Source organism: Mesorhizobium loti CJ3sym, from assembly GCF_000472785.1.
Classification (GTDB): domain Bacteria; phylum Pseudomonadota; class Alphaproteobacteria; order Rhizobiales; family Rhizobiaceae; genus Mesorhizobium; species Mesorhizobium loti_E.
The window spans coordinates 54877-71442 of the sequence record NZ_AXAL01000006.1; the positions used below are offsets into that span (position 1 = coordinate 54877).

Here is a 16566-nt window from a genome sequence, read left to right on the forward strand (position 1 = left end):
CATGAAGAAGTCCATCCTGTCCGGCCTCGGCCTCGCCGTTGCTCTCGCGTTCTCGATGCCGGCTCTCGGCAACGCCGCCACCACGACCACCGCTGCTCCGGCTGCCACGACCACCGCTCCTGCGACCACGGCTCCGGCCACTGCCGCTCCGATGAAGGCTGCTCCGAAGAAGGTCGCCAAGAAGGCCGTCTGCAAGGTGACCAAGAAGCATAAGTGCCCGGTCAAGAAGGCCGCTCCGAAGGCGGCTCCGAAGGCTGCTCCGAAGAAGCCCTGATCAGCTTCGACGTCAGTTCTATCAAGGCCGTTCCAGCCGCAACCGGCTGGGGCGGCCTTCTGCCAAGAACCTGATCGAGCGGCTGAACGCCGGCAGCTTACAGCCAGTCACCTCGATCGCATTTAACTCGTTTTCAACGCCGGCCGTGTAGGACAATCCGCATGAAGAAGCGGCTTTCGTCCATTTTGCGTTCGATGGTGATTGGCGGCTTGGTGGCCACCGGTGTCGCCAGGGCGCTGATTCTGCTCACCGCCAGCCCCGTGCCCGACCCGGCCAGCGGCCGCACCGAACCCTCGCTGTTCGCGCCGATAATTTCCAGCAACTGGGACTACATTACGCCTGTCCAGGCGTGGCTGCTGATCGTGCTTCTCGCCGTGACGCTGGTCTGCGTTGCCGGATGGCCGATCGCGGCATGGCTGGAACGCCGGGCCAATCCCGGCGGCAATCGTCTGCGTCTGGACCGTTGAACCGCGGTCAGCCATTGCCCACATGAGGTGAAGTACCGCGCCCGGTCATCGACCGGCTTGCGCGGTATTCCAAATAGACGATCGGTTTGGCGCATGGCAAAATGCATGGGCGCTGATCCTCGATAGGGAAACCACCGGTTCCAATGCCTGAAAACACCACAAGGCCACGTACCCAGGTCAAGCTGCAGACGGAGCGGCCCAAACTCTACAAGGTCATCCTCGTCAATGACGATTTCACGCCGCGTGAATTCGTGGTGACGGTGCTGAAGGGCGAGTTCAAGCTCAGTGAAGATCAAGCGCACAAGGTCATGATTACAGCGCATCGGCACGGCGTTTGCGTGGTCGCGGTCTTCACCCGGGATGTCGCCGAAACCAAGGCAACGCGGGCCACCGACGCCGCCAAGGACAAGGGCTACCCGCTGCTGTTCACGACAGAGCCGGAGGAGTAGGGCAGGCGCGTTCCTTTCCTTCTCCCCCTGTGGGAGAAGGTGGCCTCGCGAAGCGAGGTCGGATGAGGGGTTTTCCAGCGGAATGAGGCGTGGGTGTTCCCTGGAACACCCCTCAACCGTCTCGGCGCTGCGCGCTGATCCACCTTCTCCCACAAGGGGAGAAGGGAAGGCGGTGCTAAGCTACCGTCCCTCGCGATACCACATCGAGCCCATCGCCAGAAGCAGCAGGCCGAGGCCGAGGAAGCCGCCGAACAGCGGCACGCGCGAGACGGCCTTGAGCACGCTGTCGTCGGTGGTGCGCAGGCCGATCCAGTCGCTGCCGGAGGCTTCGCCGGAAGAACGAACCGGCACGATGGAAGGCAAGGTCACGTCGCTGCCCAGGGCCGTGGACGAGGCCAGCCGGCGCACGCTGCCGCCGGTGGCTTCAGCTGGTGCCCTCAGCCGGTTTTCAGTGGAGATGACGTCGGCGAATTCCGGCGCATTGACCGGTCCGACATGGGCGAGCGCGGTGAGATCGCCATTGGCGACCTGGAACAGGCCGATCTCGTTGGTCTGGACGCTGCCGAGGAAGACGCCGGGTTCTGATTTATCGAGCTTGACGGTCACGGTCTTGCCGGACGGGGTGATGATCTGCGCAGGGCCTGGTTCGTCGGCCATGGTCTGGCGGCGGATCTCCAGCACCATGCCGCGTCCCTCCGCGGTCAGCCGCTCTTCCTCCAGCTCGGGCTCCTTCATCAGCCAGTGGGCGATGCGCCGGTAGAGCTGGACATGCGGGCCGCCGCCCTCGAAGCCGCGCGCCCACAACCAGCCCTGATCGGACAGAAGCATGCCGACGCGACCTTCGCCCTTGCGATCGAGCAGCAGCAGCGGCCGGTTGTCGGCGCCCTTCATCACCACTTCACCTTGCGGATTCTGCACGCCGATGGTGCGGAACCAGCGGCTCCAGCGCGGCGGCTCGGTGGCCGAACCGTCGAGGCCGCGCGTCACCGGATGACGTTGGCCGAGTTCGGTGAGGCGCGGATAGAAGGCCTTTTCGACCACCTCGCCGGTCGGCATCGCCGGCAGCGCCGACATCAGCGGCGTGCGCGCGATCGAAGCCTCGCCGGCATATTCGGGGCCGGCGGCAATCAGCAGCGCGCCGCCCTTTTCGACATATTCGGAGATGTAGTCGTAATAGAGGATCGGCAGCACGTCGCGGTGCTGGTAGCGATCGAAGATGATGAGGTCGAAATCCTTGATCTTCTCGACGAACAGCTCGCGGGTCGGGAAGGCGATCAGCGACAATTCGTTGATCGGCGTGCCATCCTGCTTTTCCGGCGGCCGCAGAATGGTGAAATGGACGAGGTCGACCGAGGCGTCGGACTTCAACAGATTGCGCCAGGTGCGCTCGCCGGCGTGCGGCTCGCCCGAAACCAGCAGCACGCGCAGATTCTCGCGGATGCCGTCGACCAGTGCGATGGCGCGGTTGTTGGTGTCGGTCAGTTCGCCGGGTTCGCGGTCGATGGCGAGTTCGATGATGTTGCGGCCGGCGCCTGGAATGGTCACCTGCAGCGGCATGGTCTGGCCGACCGTGGCATGCTCGACCGCGACCTGCTCGCCATTGACCGAGACGCGCACATCGACCGGGCCGGTCTCGTTTTCCGTCGAGATGACGCGGTAGCTCATATCGAGCGGCTTGCCGACAAGGCCGAAGCGCGGGGCGTTGTCGAAGCGGATGCGGCGATCCTTTTCGTGGTCGTTGCCGGTGATCAGCGCATGCAGCGGGGCGTTGAAGTCGGGCGCACCCGGCGGCGCGTCATGCACCTCGCCGTCGGTGATCATGATGGCGCCGCCGATGCGGGACGGCGGCACATCGCGGAAGGCGCCTTCGAGCGCGCCGAACAGCCGCGTTTCGGTACGCTCCTCGGCGGCTTCGGACTTGCCGGCCTCGACGACGCGGACATCGAACTGCTTGAAGCGGCCAAGACGCTGCTGCAACCCGGCCAATGCTTCATCGGTCTGCCTGGTGCGGTCGCCAATATCCTGGCTCTGACTGCGGTCGACGATCAGCGCGACAACGCTCTTCAGCGGCTCGCGCTCCTCGTTGAGGAACACCGGGTTGAACAGGGCGGCGGCAAGCGCCAGCAGGGCGATAAAGCGCAGGGCACCGCCGCGCTGGCGAAACCATAGGCCGACAAGCGCCAGCAGCGCCAACGGCGCCAGCACCAATGCCAGCAATGGCCATGAGATCAGCGGTTCGAAGGAAATCGACCAATTCATGTCCTACTGCCCCAGCCGTTCGAGCAGAATGGGCACATGCACCTGGTCGGATTTGTAATTGCCGGTCAGCATGTACATCATGATGTTGACGCCGGCGCGCAGCGCGTAGATGCGCTGCATCGGGTCGGCCGGCACTGTCGGCAGCAGCGGGTCGCCATTCTCGTCGACCGCCCAGGCGCCGGCGAAATCATTGGCGGTGATCATGATCGGCGAGACGCCGTCGCCGGTGCGTACCGGACGATTGTCGGCATTGCTGGCGTCGAGCGATGCCTCCACCCAGAGCGGACTGCCAGCGAAGCGCCCGGGAAATTCGGGCAGGATGAAGAAGGATTTGGTCAGCACATGGTCCGACGGCACCGGCTCCAGCGGCGGCACGTTGAGGTTGCCGAGGATGTCGCGCAACCGCTCGGTCGCCGGGCTGGTGGAATCGGCGCCGATGCCGTTGGCGAACTGGTCGCGGGTGTCGAACAGCACCGTGCCGCCCTGCTGCATATAGGCGTCGATGCGGGCGATCGCCGCCTGGCTCGGCATCGGTGCCGCCGGATCGATCGGCCAGTAGATCAGCGGGTAGAAAGACAGTTCGTCCTTCGAAATGTCGACGCCGGCCGGTGCGCCGGGTTCCAACGCCGTCTTCTCGATCAGGAAGCGGGTCAGGCCTTCGAGCCCGGCGCGGCTGATCGAATCGTCGCCCGGCACGCCGGTCAGCACATAGGCGATGCGGGTCTTCGAGATCGCCTTGATGGCCGCATCGTCGCCCGGTTTGGCATCGTCGGCGCGTGCGAAATCGGCATGGCCGAACACTGCGCCAAGCGCAATAAGGATCGCGGCGGTGGTTGCCACCGCACCGGCACGGCGCGGCCGGCGCGAAAACAGGCCGCCCATCCAGAACACCGCCAGTGTGTCGAGCAGCATCAGCACCAGGGCCGCCGCGACCAGCGAGCCCTTCAGATTGCGCGATTCATCGAAAGCATACTGGATCGTGGTGACCGGAACGGCGATCTGCGGGCGCGCCAGCGGCTCAAACGTGCTTGCGGCATTGAGCAGATTGTGGGCGAAGACGCCGCTCTCGGAGCCGTAGAGGCCGGGCGGGTTCTCTAAGGTCACCGGCAAGGCACCAGCACCCGGCACCAGTGGCCGCGCATCCGGTGTCGGAGGCACCAGCGACCCATCGGCAGCGATCATGCGATAGGGCGCCAGCGACGTGGCGGCGGCTTCGGCATTGGCGATCGCGGCACCCTGGTTGCGCGACAGCTGGACGATGCGGCGCAGCATCTCGACGAAGCTGCCGGAGATCGGGAGGTTCGACCAGGTCGCCTCGGGCGTGACGTGGAACAGCACCAGCGTGCCCTTGCCTTTCTTCAGCCCGGTGACCAGCGGCGTGCCATCGGCGAGCGCTGCCCAGGTGCGTTCAACGATGTCGGGCGTCGGCTCGGCCAGCACCTGCCTGTTCACGGTCACCTCGGTGGGCGGGGCCAGATCGGCGAAGGGGCCGGCCTTGGGAAATTCGGTAACCGGCTGCGGCGAGGTCCATGACAGGGCGCCGCCCAGCGAACGCTCGCCGGTGCGCAGACGGACCGGCAGCAAATCGTCGTCATTGCCGGCGGCGGCCAGCCGCGAGCCGGCGAAACGCACCAGCGTGCCGCCATTGTCGACCCAGTCGACCAGCCTTTGCCGAACCTGTGCTGGAATGGTGCCGATGTCGGCCATGATGATCATCGCCGGCTTCTGGTCGAGGATTTGCGGGATGGCGTCGGCTAGGTCGGCGCTGGACGGCTCGACCAGGTCGGCGAAGGGCTGCAGCGCCCGCCTGATGTAGTAGAGCGGCGACAGAAGCGGCTGTGCCTGGTCTGCCTCGGCCTGCGACAGCAATCCGACACGCCGGCGCTTGGAGCTTTCGTCGAGCACGCGCACCGCACCGGCCTGCCGCTCGCCGTCGAGGCCGATCGAGGCGAAGTCGTTGCGCAGCTCGAACGGCACCGTCATGGTGCCGGTGGCGGTGGCTTCGCCCGGGGCGAAGGTCAGCGTCGCATCGGCGATGCGGCGGCCCTTGTCATCGAAGGCGCCGGCGGTGACCTGCGCCGGCGCCGGATCGCCCGGCGCGCGGATTGCGGTCAGCGCAAAGCCGTCGACCTGGTTGTCGGCGCCGGTCAGGCCGGTCAGCGACAGCCGCTCAGTGGTTGCCCAGACGACGCGAGCGGCATTTTTCGACAGCAGCGTGTTGAAGGCGGCTTCGTCGCCCTTGGCCGCGAGGCCGTCGGCCAGCACGGCGACGCTGGCGCCGGGCAAGCTCGCCAGCACACCAGCGACACGGGCATAGACAGCGGGCCGGTCGGTCGGGATCGGCCGCGGCTTGGCGGCGCGCAACCGGTCGAGTGCGGCTGCGGCATCGAAGGGGCCGATCTCCGCATTGGCCTTTTCAGCGGTGAAGGCGATGATAACAGGCACACCGTTCGAACCGGCATCCTTGATCAACCGCTCAGCCGTGGCGACGCGCTTGTTCCAGTCGGCGGCGCTGGCCCAGTCATTGTCGATGACCAGCGCGAGCGCCGCACCCTCGGCCGGCAGTTTTTCGCGTGGGTTGAAGACCGGTTCGGCCAATGCCGCGACGATGAGCGCCGCCATCAGCAGCCTGAGCAGCGTCAGCCACCACGGGCTCTGCTGTGGGGTCTCCTCGCGTTTCAGCACGCGAGCCAGGATCTTCAGCGGCGGGAAGATCTCGGCCTGCGGCTTGGGCGGCGTCAGCCTGAGCAGCCACCAGATCACCGGCAGTGCCAGCAGGCCCCACAGCACCATGGGAGCGCCAAAGGAGAGCGGCAGCCAACTCATGCGACGGCCTTTCCGGTCAGCCCGGCACGACCGCCAGCGGTCGGCCCGGCATAACCGCCATCGGCGGTCATCGCCATGTGCAGGCGTACCAGCGCGTCAGAGGCGAGCCGGTCTGTGTGGTTGACGGTAAAACTCCAGCCGAGCCGCTTGCACCAGCCGGCCAGTTCCTGGCGACGGGCGGTGTAAAGCAGGCGGTATTCATCGCCGAGCATTTCGGCGCGTCCGGCCGTCAGCTTGTCGCCGGTCTCGGGATCGGTGAACTCGGTGCGGCCGGCATAGGGGAAGGTCTCTTCCGCCGGATCGGCGACCTCGATCAGGTGGGCGCGCACGCCGTGGCGGGCAAGCACGTCGAGCCATTCCATTGTCTCCTCGACCGGATCGAGGAAGTCGCTGACGATGACGATGTCGCAGAAGCGCCTGATGTCGGAGAGGTCGGGCTTTGCCGGCAGATCGCCGGCATGCATCAGCTGGGCGGCGATGCGCTCGGCGCCATTGCGGGCGGTGAACGGATCGGTCAGCCCGGGCCAAGCGATGCGCTCGCCGCTGCGCGACAACAATTCGGCCATGGCCAGCGCCAGCACCAGCGCGCGCGATTGCTTGGAAACGCTGGCGCCGGTCGATTTGTAGAGCATGGAGGGCGACGGGTCGGCCCACAGCCAGACCGTGTGGGCGGCCTCCCATTCGCGGTCGCGCACATAGGTGTGGTCGTCGCGCGCCGAGCGGCGCCAGTCGATGCGCGAGGAATCGCCTTCGACATAGGGCCTGAACTGCCAGAAATTCTCGCCGATGCCGCGCTTGCGGCGGCCATGCCAGCCGGCGATCACCGTGTTGACGATGCGGCGTGCCTCGACCAGCAGGTCGGGCACAAGCGAAGCCCGCAACCGGCCACGGGCGAGCGCGTCGCGCGTCGCTGCCGGAGCCTGGACCTCGCCGATGCGCGCCATTAAATCCCTTTCACCAGTTTCGCCACCACATCGCGCACGCTGGTGCCCTCGGCGCGGGCGGCGAAGGTCAGCGCCATGCGGTGCTGCAGCACCGGCTCGGCCAGCGCACGCACATCGTCGACCGAGGGCGCCAACCGGCCATCGTAGAGCGCCCGGGCCCTCGTGCACAGCATCAGCGCCTGGCTGGCGCGCGGGCCGGGGCCCCAGGCGACATGCTTGTCGGTCTCGGCATTGCCCTGTCCCGGACGCGCCGAGCGCACAAGGGTGAGGATCGCCTCGACGACGCTTTCGGGCACCGGCATGCGGCGGATCAGCGTCTGGATTTCCTTCAGCCGTGCCGGCTGCAGCACATTTTGCGCTTTTGCGTCTTCGATGCCGGTGGTTTCCAGCAGGATGCGGCGCTCGGCCTCGATTTCGGGATAGAGGATGTCGACCTGCATCAGGAAGCGGTCGAGCTGGGCTTCGGGCAGCGGATAGGTGCCTTCCTGTTCCAGCGGGTTCTGCGTTGCCAGCACATGGAAGGGCGCGGGCAGATCGTAGCGGGCGCCGGCGATGGTGACATGGTATTCCTGCATGGCCTGCAGCAGCGCCGACTGGGTGCGCGGCGAGGCGCGGTTGATCTCGTCGGCCATCAGCAGCTGGGCGAAGATCGGCCCGGAGATGAAGCGGAAGGAGCGCTTGCCGGTCTCGTCCTGCTCCATGACTTCGGAGCCGAGGATGTCGGAGGGCATCAGGTCGGGCGTGAACTGGATGCGGCGTGAATCGAGGCCGAGCACGATGCCCAACGTCTCGACCAGCTTGGTCTTGGCGAGACCCGGAACGCCGACGAGAAGCGCATGGCCGCCGGCCAGCACCGCCACCAAAGTACGCTCGACGACGTTCTCCTGGCCGAAGATCACCCGGCCAACGCCGTCGCGGATCCTGGAAATATCGGCCAGCGCCTTCTCGGCCTCGGCGACCATGTCCGTTTCGCTGATCGGGCTTTCCTTGACCATCACGCTCATGCAGCTCGATCCCTTTTTGCCTGGAGATACCTATGGTTGGAAATACGGCGACACCATAGCATAAGTTGCCGCGATTCGGCCTCGCGTAGTGGCTATGGTCGAACTTAAATCACAGACTTAGGCTGACAAGCGGAACAACAGTGACTATTTCGTGACGATGACGGAACACTACGAACATCGCCAACAAAGCCTTACGCAGGCAACCGAGGCACGCGGCCTGGAGGCGCTGATCTCGCGCGCGGCGCGTGCCGGCAAGGGCGCGGCACCGGTCGAGCGCTGGAATCCCGACTTTTGCGGCGATCTCGACATGGAGATCAAGGCCGACGGCACCTGGTTCTATCTGGGAACGCCGATCGGCCGCATGCCACTGGTGCAGCTATTCTCCTCCGTGCTGCGCAAGGACGAAGACGGCAGGACCTATCTGGTTACGCCTGTGGAAAAGGTCGGCATCCGCGTCGCGGATGCGCCGTTCATCGCCGTCGAGATGGATGTTTCGGGCAGTGGTGACGAACAGATCATCACCTTCCGCACCAATGTCGGCGACGTGGTCGAGGCCGGACCGGAGCGGCCGCTGCGTTTCGTCGACGAGAACGAGACCGGCGGCCTGAAGCCCTATGTGCTGGTGCGCGGCCGGCTGGAGGCGCTGGTGGCGCGGCCTGTCATGTACGAACTGGTCGGGCATGGCGAAGAGCTCGAGATCGGCGGCAAGACGATGTTTGCCGTGCGCTCGAAGGGCGCCGTTTTTCCGATCATGCCGGCCGACCAGTTGAAACGGCTGAGCGCATGATGGATCAGGTGTCACCGGTGCCGTTTTCATCGGCGGATTTTCGCGCGCGCTTTGCCGCGCAGCCGCAAGCGCATGCCGACGACGATTACGGCGATCATCGCTTCAATCCCGGCCATCCGCGCCTTAACCAGGGCAAGCCACTGCGCAATGCCGCAGTGCTGATCCCGGTGGTCGATCACCAGGGCGAAGCGACGGTTCTTCTGACCAAGCGGGCGGAGAAGCTGCGCAGCCATTCCGGGCAGGTGGCATTCCCCGGCGGTACCATCGATGCGACCGATGCGAGCCCGGAAGCCGCGGCGCTGCGCGAGACCTTCGAGGAGGTCGGGCTTGGCCAAGACCGCATCGAGATCATCGGCCGCATGCCGGATTATGTCGCCGGCAGCGGCTACCGCATCGCGCCGGTGCTGGGCATCGTTCGGCCCGGCTTCCAGCTGACCTTGAACGCCGACGAGGTCGATGCGGCCTTCGAAGTGCCGCTGCGCTTCCTGATGGACCCGGCCAATCACAAGCGCGACAGCCGCATGTGGAACGATCTCGAATGGTTCTTCTACGACATGCCCTATGGCGACCGGCGCATCTGGGGCGTCACCGCCGGCATCATCCGCACGCTCTATGAAAGGCTCTATGCGTGATTGTTTCGATTTCGGACAGGGCCGACTGGCTCACCGACAAGCATCTGCAGCGCTTGCTTGCCGCCCTGGCTGAAGGCGGTGAGGAGGCGCGTATCGCCGGCGGCGCGGTACGCAACGTGCTGATGGGCCAGCCGGTCGCCGACATCGACATCGCCACCACCTGTTTGCCTGATGAAACCATCCGCCGCGCCGAGGCGGAAGGCTTCAAACCGGTGCCTACCGGCATCGAGCACGGCACGATCACCGTCGTTGCCGGCGGCAAGCCCTATGAAATCACCACCTTGCGCGCCGATGTCGAGACCGATGGCCGTCGCGCCAAGGTTTCGTTCGGGCGCGACTGGAGACTGGATGCCGAGCGGCGCGACTTCACCATCAACGCGCTCTACGCCGAAGCGGATGGCACTGTCGTCGACCTGGTTGGCGGCATCGCCGATATCGAGGCGCGGCGGCTGCGCTTCATTGGCGATGCGGAAGCGCGCATCCGTGAGGATTATCTGCGCATCCTGCGCTTTTTCCGCTTCTTTGCCTGGTATGGCGAAGGCCGGCCTGACGCCGAGGGACTGAAGGCCTGCGCCCGGCTCAAAGAGGGGCTGGGGCAACTGTCGGCCGAACGCATCTGGTCCGAACTGAAGAAGCTTTTGTCGGCGCCTGACCCGTCGCGGGCACTGCTCTGGATGCGGCAGGCAAGTGTGCTGACAACCGCGCTGCCGGAAAGCGAGAGATGGGGGATCGATGCCATCCACGGGCTGACCAAGGCTGAAAAGAATCTCGGCTGGACCGCGGATCCGATGCTGCGGCTCGAAGCAATCGTGCCGCCGGATGCCGCGCGCATGAAGACCCTTACCGAGCGGCTCCGGTTTTCGACCGGTGAATCAGACCGCTTGCGCCACTGGGCGCTGGCCACTGTCGTCGAACCGAAGACCACCGAGGGCGAGCTGGCGAAGCGGCTTTATCGCGGCGACCGGCAAGGATTTGTCGATCGCCTGCGGCTGTCGCTTGCGGGTGCACGGGTGCGCGCTGTTCAGGACAACGAGGCACTGCTTGAGGCCGGCGGCTTTTCGCGCCTGCTGGCCTTCGCGCTCAAATGGGAAAAGCCAGTATTTCCGCTGAAAGGCGCCGATCTGACGGCACTCGGGGCAAAGCCAGGGCCGAAACTGGGCGAAATCCTCAAGAACCTCGAGACCGAATGGATCGAAGCGGGATTTGCGCCCGACCGCGGCGCGCTGCTCGAACGCGCCGCCCAGGCCCTGAACGCCGGTTAGATCAGGCGGCGTCGCGGACTTTTTCGACGCGTGAGCGTATCGCCTCGATCATCGTTTCGCGGATAACAGTCTCGCCATGCGTCTCGCGCATATGCTCGACGGCACGGCGCATAACTTCGGCTTCCTCGTCGGCACGGGTGTGCCACTCACAGCCGGGAACGAGCGACCCGCAGTGAAATTCCTTCATTGGATTTCTCCTTTTCCTCCGGGGAGCCGGTCAGGGCTCCGCCACTTTTCTTGGCTCACGGTCCGGCTTTGGACCGCCAGCATGGTCAATTACCATAACACGCGACGGGCCGTCTGGTTGCATCAAAGCTGCGTGCGCTTTCCGCAGAGCCCACATTTACGGCCAGCGGACCTCCGGCGGCAGGCTGGACAGGATCGCGGCGACATTGCCGCCTGTTTTCAGGCCAAAGATGGTGCCGCGGTCGTGAAGCAGGTTGAATTCGACGTAGCGGCCACGACGGATGAGCTGTTCATCGCGGTCGCCGTCGGTCCAGTTCTCGTTGAAATTGGCGCGCACGAGGTGGCCGTAGACAACGAGAAAAGAGCGCCCGACGTCCTGGACGAAGTTGAAATCGGCGTTCCAGCCGCCTTTCTCCTCGGCGGAATGCAGCCAGTCGAAGAAGATGCCGCCGGTGCCGCGCGGCTCGTTGCGGTGCGACAGATAGAAGTACTCGTCGCACCAGGCCTTGAATTTCGGGTAGTCGGCGACGGCGGCATTCTTCTCGCAAGCGAACTGCATGGCACGGTGGAAGGCTGTCGTGTCGGGGTCGTCCTGGGTGCGGCGGCGGTCGAGCACCGGGGTGAGGTCGGCGCCGCCGCCGAACCATTGCCTGGAGGTGACCACCATGCGCGTGTTCATGTGCACGGCCGGAACGTTGGGGTTCCAGGGGTGCGCGATCAGCGAAATGCCGGAGGCCCAGAAGCGCGGGTCTTCCTCGGCGCCGGGCATCTGCTTCCTGAATTCGGGTGAGAACTCGCCATGGACGGTCGAGGTGTGGACGCCGACTTTCTCGAAGACGCGGCCGTGCATCATCGACATGGTGCCGCCGCCACCCTTGCCGGCATCGCGTTCCCAGGGTGTCTTTTCGAAACGGCCGGGCGACCAGGAGGCCAAGGGACCGCCAAGATCCTGCTCGATCTGCTCGAAGGTGCCGCAGATGCGTTCGCGCAAGGCTTCGAACCACAGGCGGGCCTTCATCTTCTTCTGTTCGATGTCGGCGGGCAGGCCAGCTTGTATTTCAGGTCGTTCCAAAGTGCCGTCTCCGGTTGCGGGCGGTCGAGTCGACAAAAGACTCGTCTTTTCCGGGCGCGATCCCTAATCTCTTGAGGAACAGGGTCAAGTCCCGTTGCAGCGCCTCGCGGCCTTTGGACGCGCAAGGGATGTAGCAAGACTTTGGTTTTATGCATGATCCGGGATTCGATGCCGGTTTCAGGGTCATGCGCTACGGTGCAAGGAGTTTCTTTCGTGCGCACCCCGGCAAGACCGCCGCTGGATGGCCTGAAGAAAAGGCTCGACCAAAGCCGGGCTGAGCGTGCGCGCATGCCGCGCGACGGCTTTCTGCGTGAGACCTTCGTCCTGCCGCGCTCCGACGCGCGCCTCAAGGCCAAGGAATGGTTCGAGCGCTTTCCCAAGCAGGCCTACTGGACCGAGATCGAAAGCTGGTTCGAGCGGCCGGGCGATTTGATCGAGTTCACCATCAGGCGCTTGCCGGCGGCGGATTAGGGTTTCCTCGCCCCGTTTACGGGGAGAGGATGCCGGTAGGCAAGGGGCGGCGCAGACCTCCGTCTGCTGGCGCTGCCCCTCATCCGCCTTTCAGGCACCTTCTCCCCGTGAACGGGGAGAAGGAAGAATCAACCGTCTCGCCCCCATGCCTTCCCTTGCCAGCCTGTCGCCCTTGTTCCGGAGCGGACATTTGTCGATCGACATGCAGCCGCAGCCGATGCAGTCGGTCAGCCCGTCGCGCAATTTCTTCAACTGGGCGATCTTGTGGTCGAGCCCGTCGCGCCAGGCGGTCGACAGCAGGTTCCAGTCGTCGCGCGTCGGTGTGCGGCCCTCCGGTAGTGAAGCCAAGGCCTCGCCGATCTCGGCCAGCGAGATGCCAACCTCCTGCGCGACCTTGATGATCGCCACCCGCCGCAGCACGTCGCGGCCATAGCGGCGCTGGTTGCCTGAGGTGCGGTGGCTGCGGATCAGCCCGCGCGCTTCATAGAAATGCAGCGCCGACACCGCGACGCCGCTGCGCATCGCCACCTGGCCGACCGTCAATTCCGTTACTGGAGCCATTTCCCATTTTCCGCTTGACCTCAACTTAAGTTGAGCTTGTAGCGAGGAAATGTTGATTGGGCAAATGACAGGAGAAGGCGATGTGCGCCTGGGCGAGAATTACTGGAGAAAGCGCTGTCCTCGGCGACGGCAGGGGCGGTATCGTCGACGGGTTGCGGATCCTATTCGAGCTGCCGGATCGCCTCGCCCGCCACCATGGCGACGGAGAGCGCGACGTTGATGCTGCGCGCGGTGCCTTGCATGGGGATGGTCAGCCGCGCATCCGCCGCCTGATGGACCGGATCCGGCACGCCTGCGGATTCGCGGCCGAACAGGAGGATGTCGCCGTCCGCGAAACTGAAGCTGGTGTAGGGGGTCGTAGCCCTGGTCGACAGCAGCACCAGCCGGCGCCCGTCCTCCTTGCGCCAGTCCTCGAAGGTGTTCCAGTCGAGGTGCCGGGTCAAGGCAGCCATTTCGAGGTAGTCCATGCCGGCGCGCTTGAGCGCTTTGTCGGAAAGCGGAAAGCCGGCCGGCTCGATGATGTCGACGCCAAGGCCAAGGCACGCGGCCAGGCGCAGGATTGTCCCGGTATTGCCGGCGATGTCAGGCTGGTAGAGCGCGATGCGGAGACGACCGTTCATTTCCGCGTCCTTCTAATAAGTGGCAGATCGGCAACAGCGGGCTCGCGGTTTTGGAAATTCCTCGACCTGCGGGTGGCGATTTTTTTCGAAGTCGGGTATACGGCCAGCATTGTCAACCCGAACCGATGGAGGGGAAACTCATGATGACCATGCGCATCCAGCGCCCCTCTCGTGGGCTAGCACGCTCCACGGCGGTTTCGGTACGACAATTCTCCTGACTCTCTAAGACTTGATCGCACCGATTCCCGCCGAAACGTTTTTTCGGTCGAAGGAATGCTGCGATGTTTTTCAAAAAGTCAAAAGGGCTGAACGCCCCACCTGAACATGTCCAGACCGATGCTTGGCGTCGTGTCCAGACCGACGCAATCCATGCCTCCGGCCGAATGCCGGCGGAAGACATGGATTCGCCTTTTCATCTCTATTTTCACACGGAGGACGGACCGATGTTCGATCCCTACAGAATACCTGGCTCAAGGAGCCTGCATATCCACCGACTGCCGACCTGGGCGCTGTTGATCGGCGAGACCTATTCGTCGGCGGTTCACGCCGAAGTTCGCCGTCGGCCGCATCGCGGCATGTTGCCGGATGTCGATTTCTCGCGCGCGGTTCCCGATCCGAGCCGGCCGTCGCTGGTGCGCCGGATCATCCGGCTGATCCGGCCGGGTGCGAAAATCCGGCTTGTCGACACCGCACCGTCAGGATCGGCAAACGAGCCTGTCGGCGAAAAGCCCGCGGGCCCCTATATTGCGCGAAGCAGGGCCGACGGTCCGGATGATTCCGGACCGTCGGCCCTCGGCGCCGCCGGGGACTTCGGACGTCGCCAAGCCGCGTAAGCGGAAAACAGATTTTACAGGCATGACCTATGTTGTTGTTTAGCTGGTTTGAAAGAAGGCTCGATCCGTTCCCGGCAGCGGAACCGGTCGAGCCGCCCAAGACGCTGGTGGCCTTCTGCCTGCATTATACGCGTGGCGCATGGCCCTATATCCTTGTCGACGCGGTGCTGGTGGCGGCCATCGCGATCGCCGAAGTGTGGATGTTCGGCTTCCTCGGCCGCATCGTCGACTGGCTGTCGGCGGCGAACCGCGAAACCTTCCTGCAGACGGAGAGCTGGAAGCTCGCCGGTATGGCCTTCATCGTGCTGTTCGCGCTGCCGGGCACGGTGTGGCTGCATTCGCTGCTCAACCAGCAGACGCTGATGGGCAACTATCCCATGCGCATCCGCTGGCAGGTGCATCGCTACCTGCTCAAGCAGTCGATGAGTTTCTACCAGGATGAGTTCGCCGGACGCATCGCCACCAAGCTGATGCAGACGGCACTCGCCGTGCGCGAATGCGTCATCAAGGTGCTCGACGTCCTCAACTACGTCATCGTCTATTTCCTGGGCATGCTGGTCATCGTCGGCTCGGCCGACTGGCGGCTGGCCGCGCCACTGGTCGTCTGGCTGGTCGGCTACATCCTGTTGCTGCGCTTTTTCATTCCGCGCCTGGGCAAGGTCGGCGAGGAACAGGCCAATGCGCGCTCGGTCATGACCGGCCGCGTCGTCGACAGCTATTCCAACATCCAGACGGTCAAGCTGTTTTCCCATGCGCGCCGCGAGGCTTCTTTCGCAAGGGAAGGGATGGATGGCTTCCTGAGCACGGTCTACCGTTCGATGCGGCTGGTGACGGTGCTTTTCGGCTCGCTTTACATTCTGAACTCACTGTTGCTGTTCTCGATCACCGCTATCTCGCTGTGGCTGTGGATGGGACAAGTGGTGACGATCGGCGCGGTCGCCGTGGTCATCGGCCTGGTGCTCAGAATGTGGGGCATGTCGCAGTGGATCATGTGGGAAATGTCGGCCCTGTTCGAGAACATCGGCACCGTGCATGACGGCATCGCCTCGATCTCGCTGCCGCGGCTTGTCGAGGACAGGCCGGATGCGCAGGAGATCAGCGTTGCCAAGGGCGATATCCGCTTCGAGGATATCCGCTTCCACTATGGCAAGGAGAAAGGTGTCATCGAAAACCTGTCACTGGCGGTGAAGCCGGGCGAGAAGGTCGGCATTGTCGGTCGCTCGGGCGCCGGCAAGTCGACGCTGGTCAATCTGCTGCTGCGCTTCTACGATTTGGAAAGCGGACGGATCCTGATCGACGGCCAGGAGATCGCCGGTGTGAAGCAGGATTCGCTGCGCGCGCAGATCGGCATGGTCACACAGGACACTTCGCTGCTGCATCGTTCGGTGCGCGAGAACATCCTCTACGGCCGGCCCGATGCTTCCGACGAGATGCTTGTCGAGGCGGCGCGCCGTGCCGAGGCGCTGGATTTCATCGGCGGGCTTTCGGATGCCAGTGGCCGCAGGGGGGTCGACGCTTATGTCGGCGACCGTGGCGTCAAATTGTCCGGCGGCCAGCGGCAACGCATCGCCATTGCTCGCGTTATGTTGAAGGATGCGCCGATACTTATCCTTGACGAGGCGACGTCGGCGCTGGATTCCGAGGCGGAAGCGGCCATCCAGGAGAACCTCTACAAGCTCATGCAAGGCAAGACCGTCATCGCCATCGCCCACCGGCTGTCGACCATCGCGGCGATGGACAGGCTCGTGGTGATGGACCAGGGTCGGGTCATCGAGGAAGGTTCGCACGACGAACTGGTCGCCAAGGGCGGGCTCTACGCCCAGCTCTGGCAGCGCCAGTCGGGCGGGTTCCTGCTCGAGGACATCCCGACCGATGCCGCCAATGATGCAATTGCAAAGGGGCAAGCCGCAGAATGATGG

General features: G+C 64.6%; 17 protein-coding genes. 9 read left to right on the forward strand and 8 right to left on the reverse strand.

Annotated features, from left to right (window positions below):
* Position 1 precedes the first annotated feature (1 nt).
* The 3 genes from A3A9_RS0108915 (at position 2) to clpS (ending at position 1190) form a co-directional block, all read left to right on the forward strand.
* On the forward strand, positions 2–274 hold the full coding sequence (locus A3A9_RS0108915; protein WP_027030678.1) for a hypothetical protein: 273 nt from the start codon (positions 2–4) through the stop codon (positions 272–274).
* A 161-nt stretch (positions 275–435) separates the two neighbouring features.
* On the forward strand, positions 436–741 hold the full coding sequence (locus A3A9_RS0108920) for a hypothetical protein (protein ID WP_027058482.1): 306 nt from the start codon (positions 436–438) through the stop codon (positions 739–741).
* Between the two features lie 143 nt (positions 742–884).
* Positions 885–1190: an ATP-dependent Clp protease adapter ClpS gene (gene clpS / locus A3A9_RS0108925; RefSeq protein ID WP_027058483.1), complete on the forward strand. Its 306-nt coding sequence runs from the start codon at positions 885–887 to the stop codon at positions 1188–1190.
* 180 nt (positions 1191–1370) lie between these two features.
* Here the strand turns inward: clpS and A3A9_RS0108930 are convergent, their stop codons facing one another.
* From A3A9_RS0108930 to A3A9_RS0108945, 4 genes are read right to left on the reverse strand one after another with little or no spacing between them, the layout of a single operon-like run.
* Positions 1371–3449 (reverse strand): membrane protein, encoded by a 2079-nt coding sequence (locus A3A9_RS0108930; RefSeq protein WP_027058484.1) that lies wholly within the window; start codon positions 3447–3449, stop codon positions 1371–1373.
* Between the two features lie 3 nt (positions 3450–3452).
* Positions 3453–6275 (reverse strand): DUF4159 domain-containing protein, encoded by a 2823-nt coding sequence (locus A3A9_RS0108935; protein WP_027058485.1) that lies wholly within the window; start codon positions 6273–6275, stop codon positions 3453–3455.
* Positions 6272–7219 (reverse strand): DUF58 domain-containing protein, encoded by a 948-nt coding sequence (locus A3A9_RS0108940; protein ID WP_027058486.1) that lies wholly within the window; start codon positions 7217–7219, stop codon positions 6272–6274. Before A3A9_RS0108940 ends, A3A9_RS0108935 begins: the two co-directional genes overlap by 4 nt.
* Entirely contained in the window at positions 7219–8223 is a 1005-nt protein-coding gene (locus A3A9_RS0108945) for an AAA family ATPase (protein WP_027058487.1), read from the reverse strand. Before A3A9_RS0108945 ends, A3A9_RS0108940 begins: the two co-directional genes overlap by 1 nt.
* Before the next feature lie 157 nt (positions 8224–8380).
* Between A3A9_RS0108945 and A3A9_RS0108950 the strand changes: the two genes are divergently transcribed.
* The 3 genes from A3A9_RS0108950 to A3A9_RS0108960 are packed head-to-tail and all read left to right on the forward strand — an operon-like array spanning position 8381 to position 10904.
* Positions 8381–9010: a DUF1285 domain-containing protein gene (locus A3A9_RS0108950; protein WP_027058488.1), complete on the forward strand. Its 630-nt coding sequence runs from the start codon at positions 8381–8383 to the stop codon at positions 9008–9010.
* Positions 9010–9642, forward strand: coding sequence for a CoA pyrophosphatase (locus A3A9_RS0108955; protein ID WP_027058489.1), 633 nt, complete (start codon positions 9010–9012; stop codon positions 9640–9642). The genes A3A9_RS0108950 and A3A9_RS0108955 overlap by 1 nt, the downstream gene beginning before the upstream one ends.
* Positions 9639–10904 (forward strand): CCA tRNA nucleotidyltransferase, encoded by a 1266-nt coding sequence (locus tag A3A9_RS0108960; RefSeq protein WP_027058490.1) that lies wholly within the window; start codon positions 9639–9641, stop codon positions 10902–10904. The genes A3A9_RS0108955 and A3A9_RS0108960 overlap by 4 nt, the downstream gene beginning before the upstream one ends.
* A 1-nt stretch (position 10905) precedes the next feature.
* On the opposite strand, the gene A3A9_RS0108965 is transcribed toward A3A9_RS0108960, so the two are convergent.
* Positions 10906–11091: a DUF1059 domain-containing protein gene (locus A3A9_RS0108965; protein ID WP_027058491.1), complete on the reverse strand. Its 186-nt coding sequence runs from the start codon at positions 11089–11091 to the stop codon at positions 10906–10908.
* Positions 11092–11247: 156 nt separating this feature from the next.
* On the reverse strand, positions 11248–12162 hold the full coding sequence (gene hemF, locus A3A9_RS0108970) for an oxygen-dependent coproporphyrinogen oxidase (RefSeq protein ID WP_027058492.1): 915 nt from the start codon (positions 12160–12162) through the stop codon (positions 11248–11250).
* Positions 12163–12375: 213 nt separating this feature from the next.
* Here hemF and A3A9_RS0108975 point away from each other — a divergent pair, with 213 nt between their 5' ends.
* Complete coding sequence (locus A3A9_RS0108975; RefSeq protein WP_023770299.1) at positions 12376–12633, forward strand: hypothetical protein; 258 nt, start codon at positions 12376–12378, stop codon at positions 12631–12633.
* Between the two features lie 90 nt (positions 12634–12723).
* On the opposite strand, the gene soxR is transcribed toward A3A9_RS0108975, so the two are convergent.
* Both soxR and A3A9_RS0108985 read right to left on the reverse strand, forming a co-directional pair.
* Complete coding sequence (soxR, locus tag A3A9_RS0108980; RefSeq protein WP_027058493.1) at positions 12724–13194, reverse strand: redox-sensitive transcriptional activator SoxR; 471 nt, start codon at positions 13192–13194, stop codon at positions 12724–12726.
* A gap of 161 nt (positions 13195–13355) precedes the next feature.
* A complete protein-coding gene (locus A3A9_RS0108985) occupies positions 13356–13814 on the reverse strand; it encodes a tRNA (cytidine(34)-2'-O)-methyltransferase (protein ID WP_027058494.1) in 459 nt (152 codons plus the stop codon).
* A gap of 398 nt (positions 13815–14212) precedes the next feature.
* Here A3A9_RS0108985 and A3A9_RS0108990 point away from each other — a divergent pair, with 398 nt between their 5' ends.
* Complete coding sequence (locus A3A9_RS0108990) at positions 14213–14647, forward strand: hypothetical protein (RefSeq protein ID WP_245279000.1); 435 nt, start codon at positions 14213–14215, stop codon at positions 14645–14647.
* Between the two features lie 29 nt (positions 14648–14676).
* Complete coding sequence (locus A3A9_RS0108995; protein ID WP_033838439.1) at positions 14677–16563, forward strand: ABC transporter ATP-binding protein; 1887 nt, start codon at positions 14677–14679, stop codon at positions 16561–16563.
* Positions 16564–16566 lie beyond the last annotated feature (3 nt).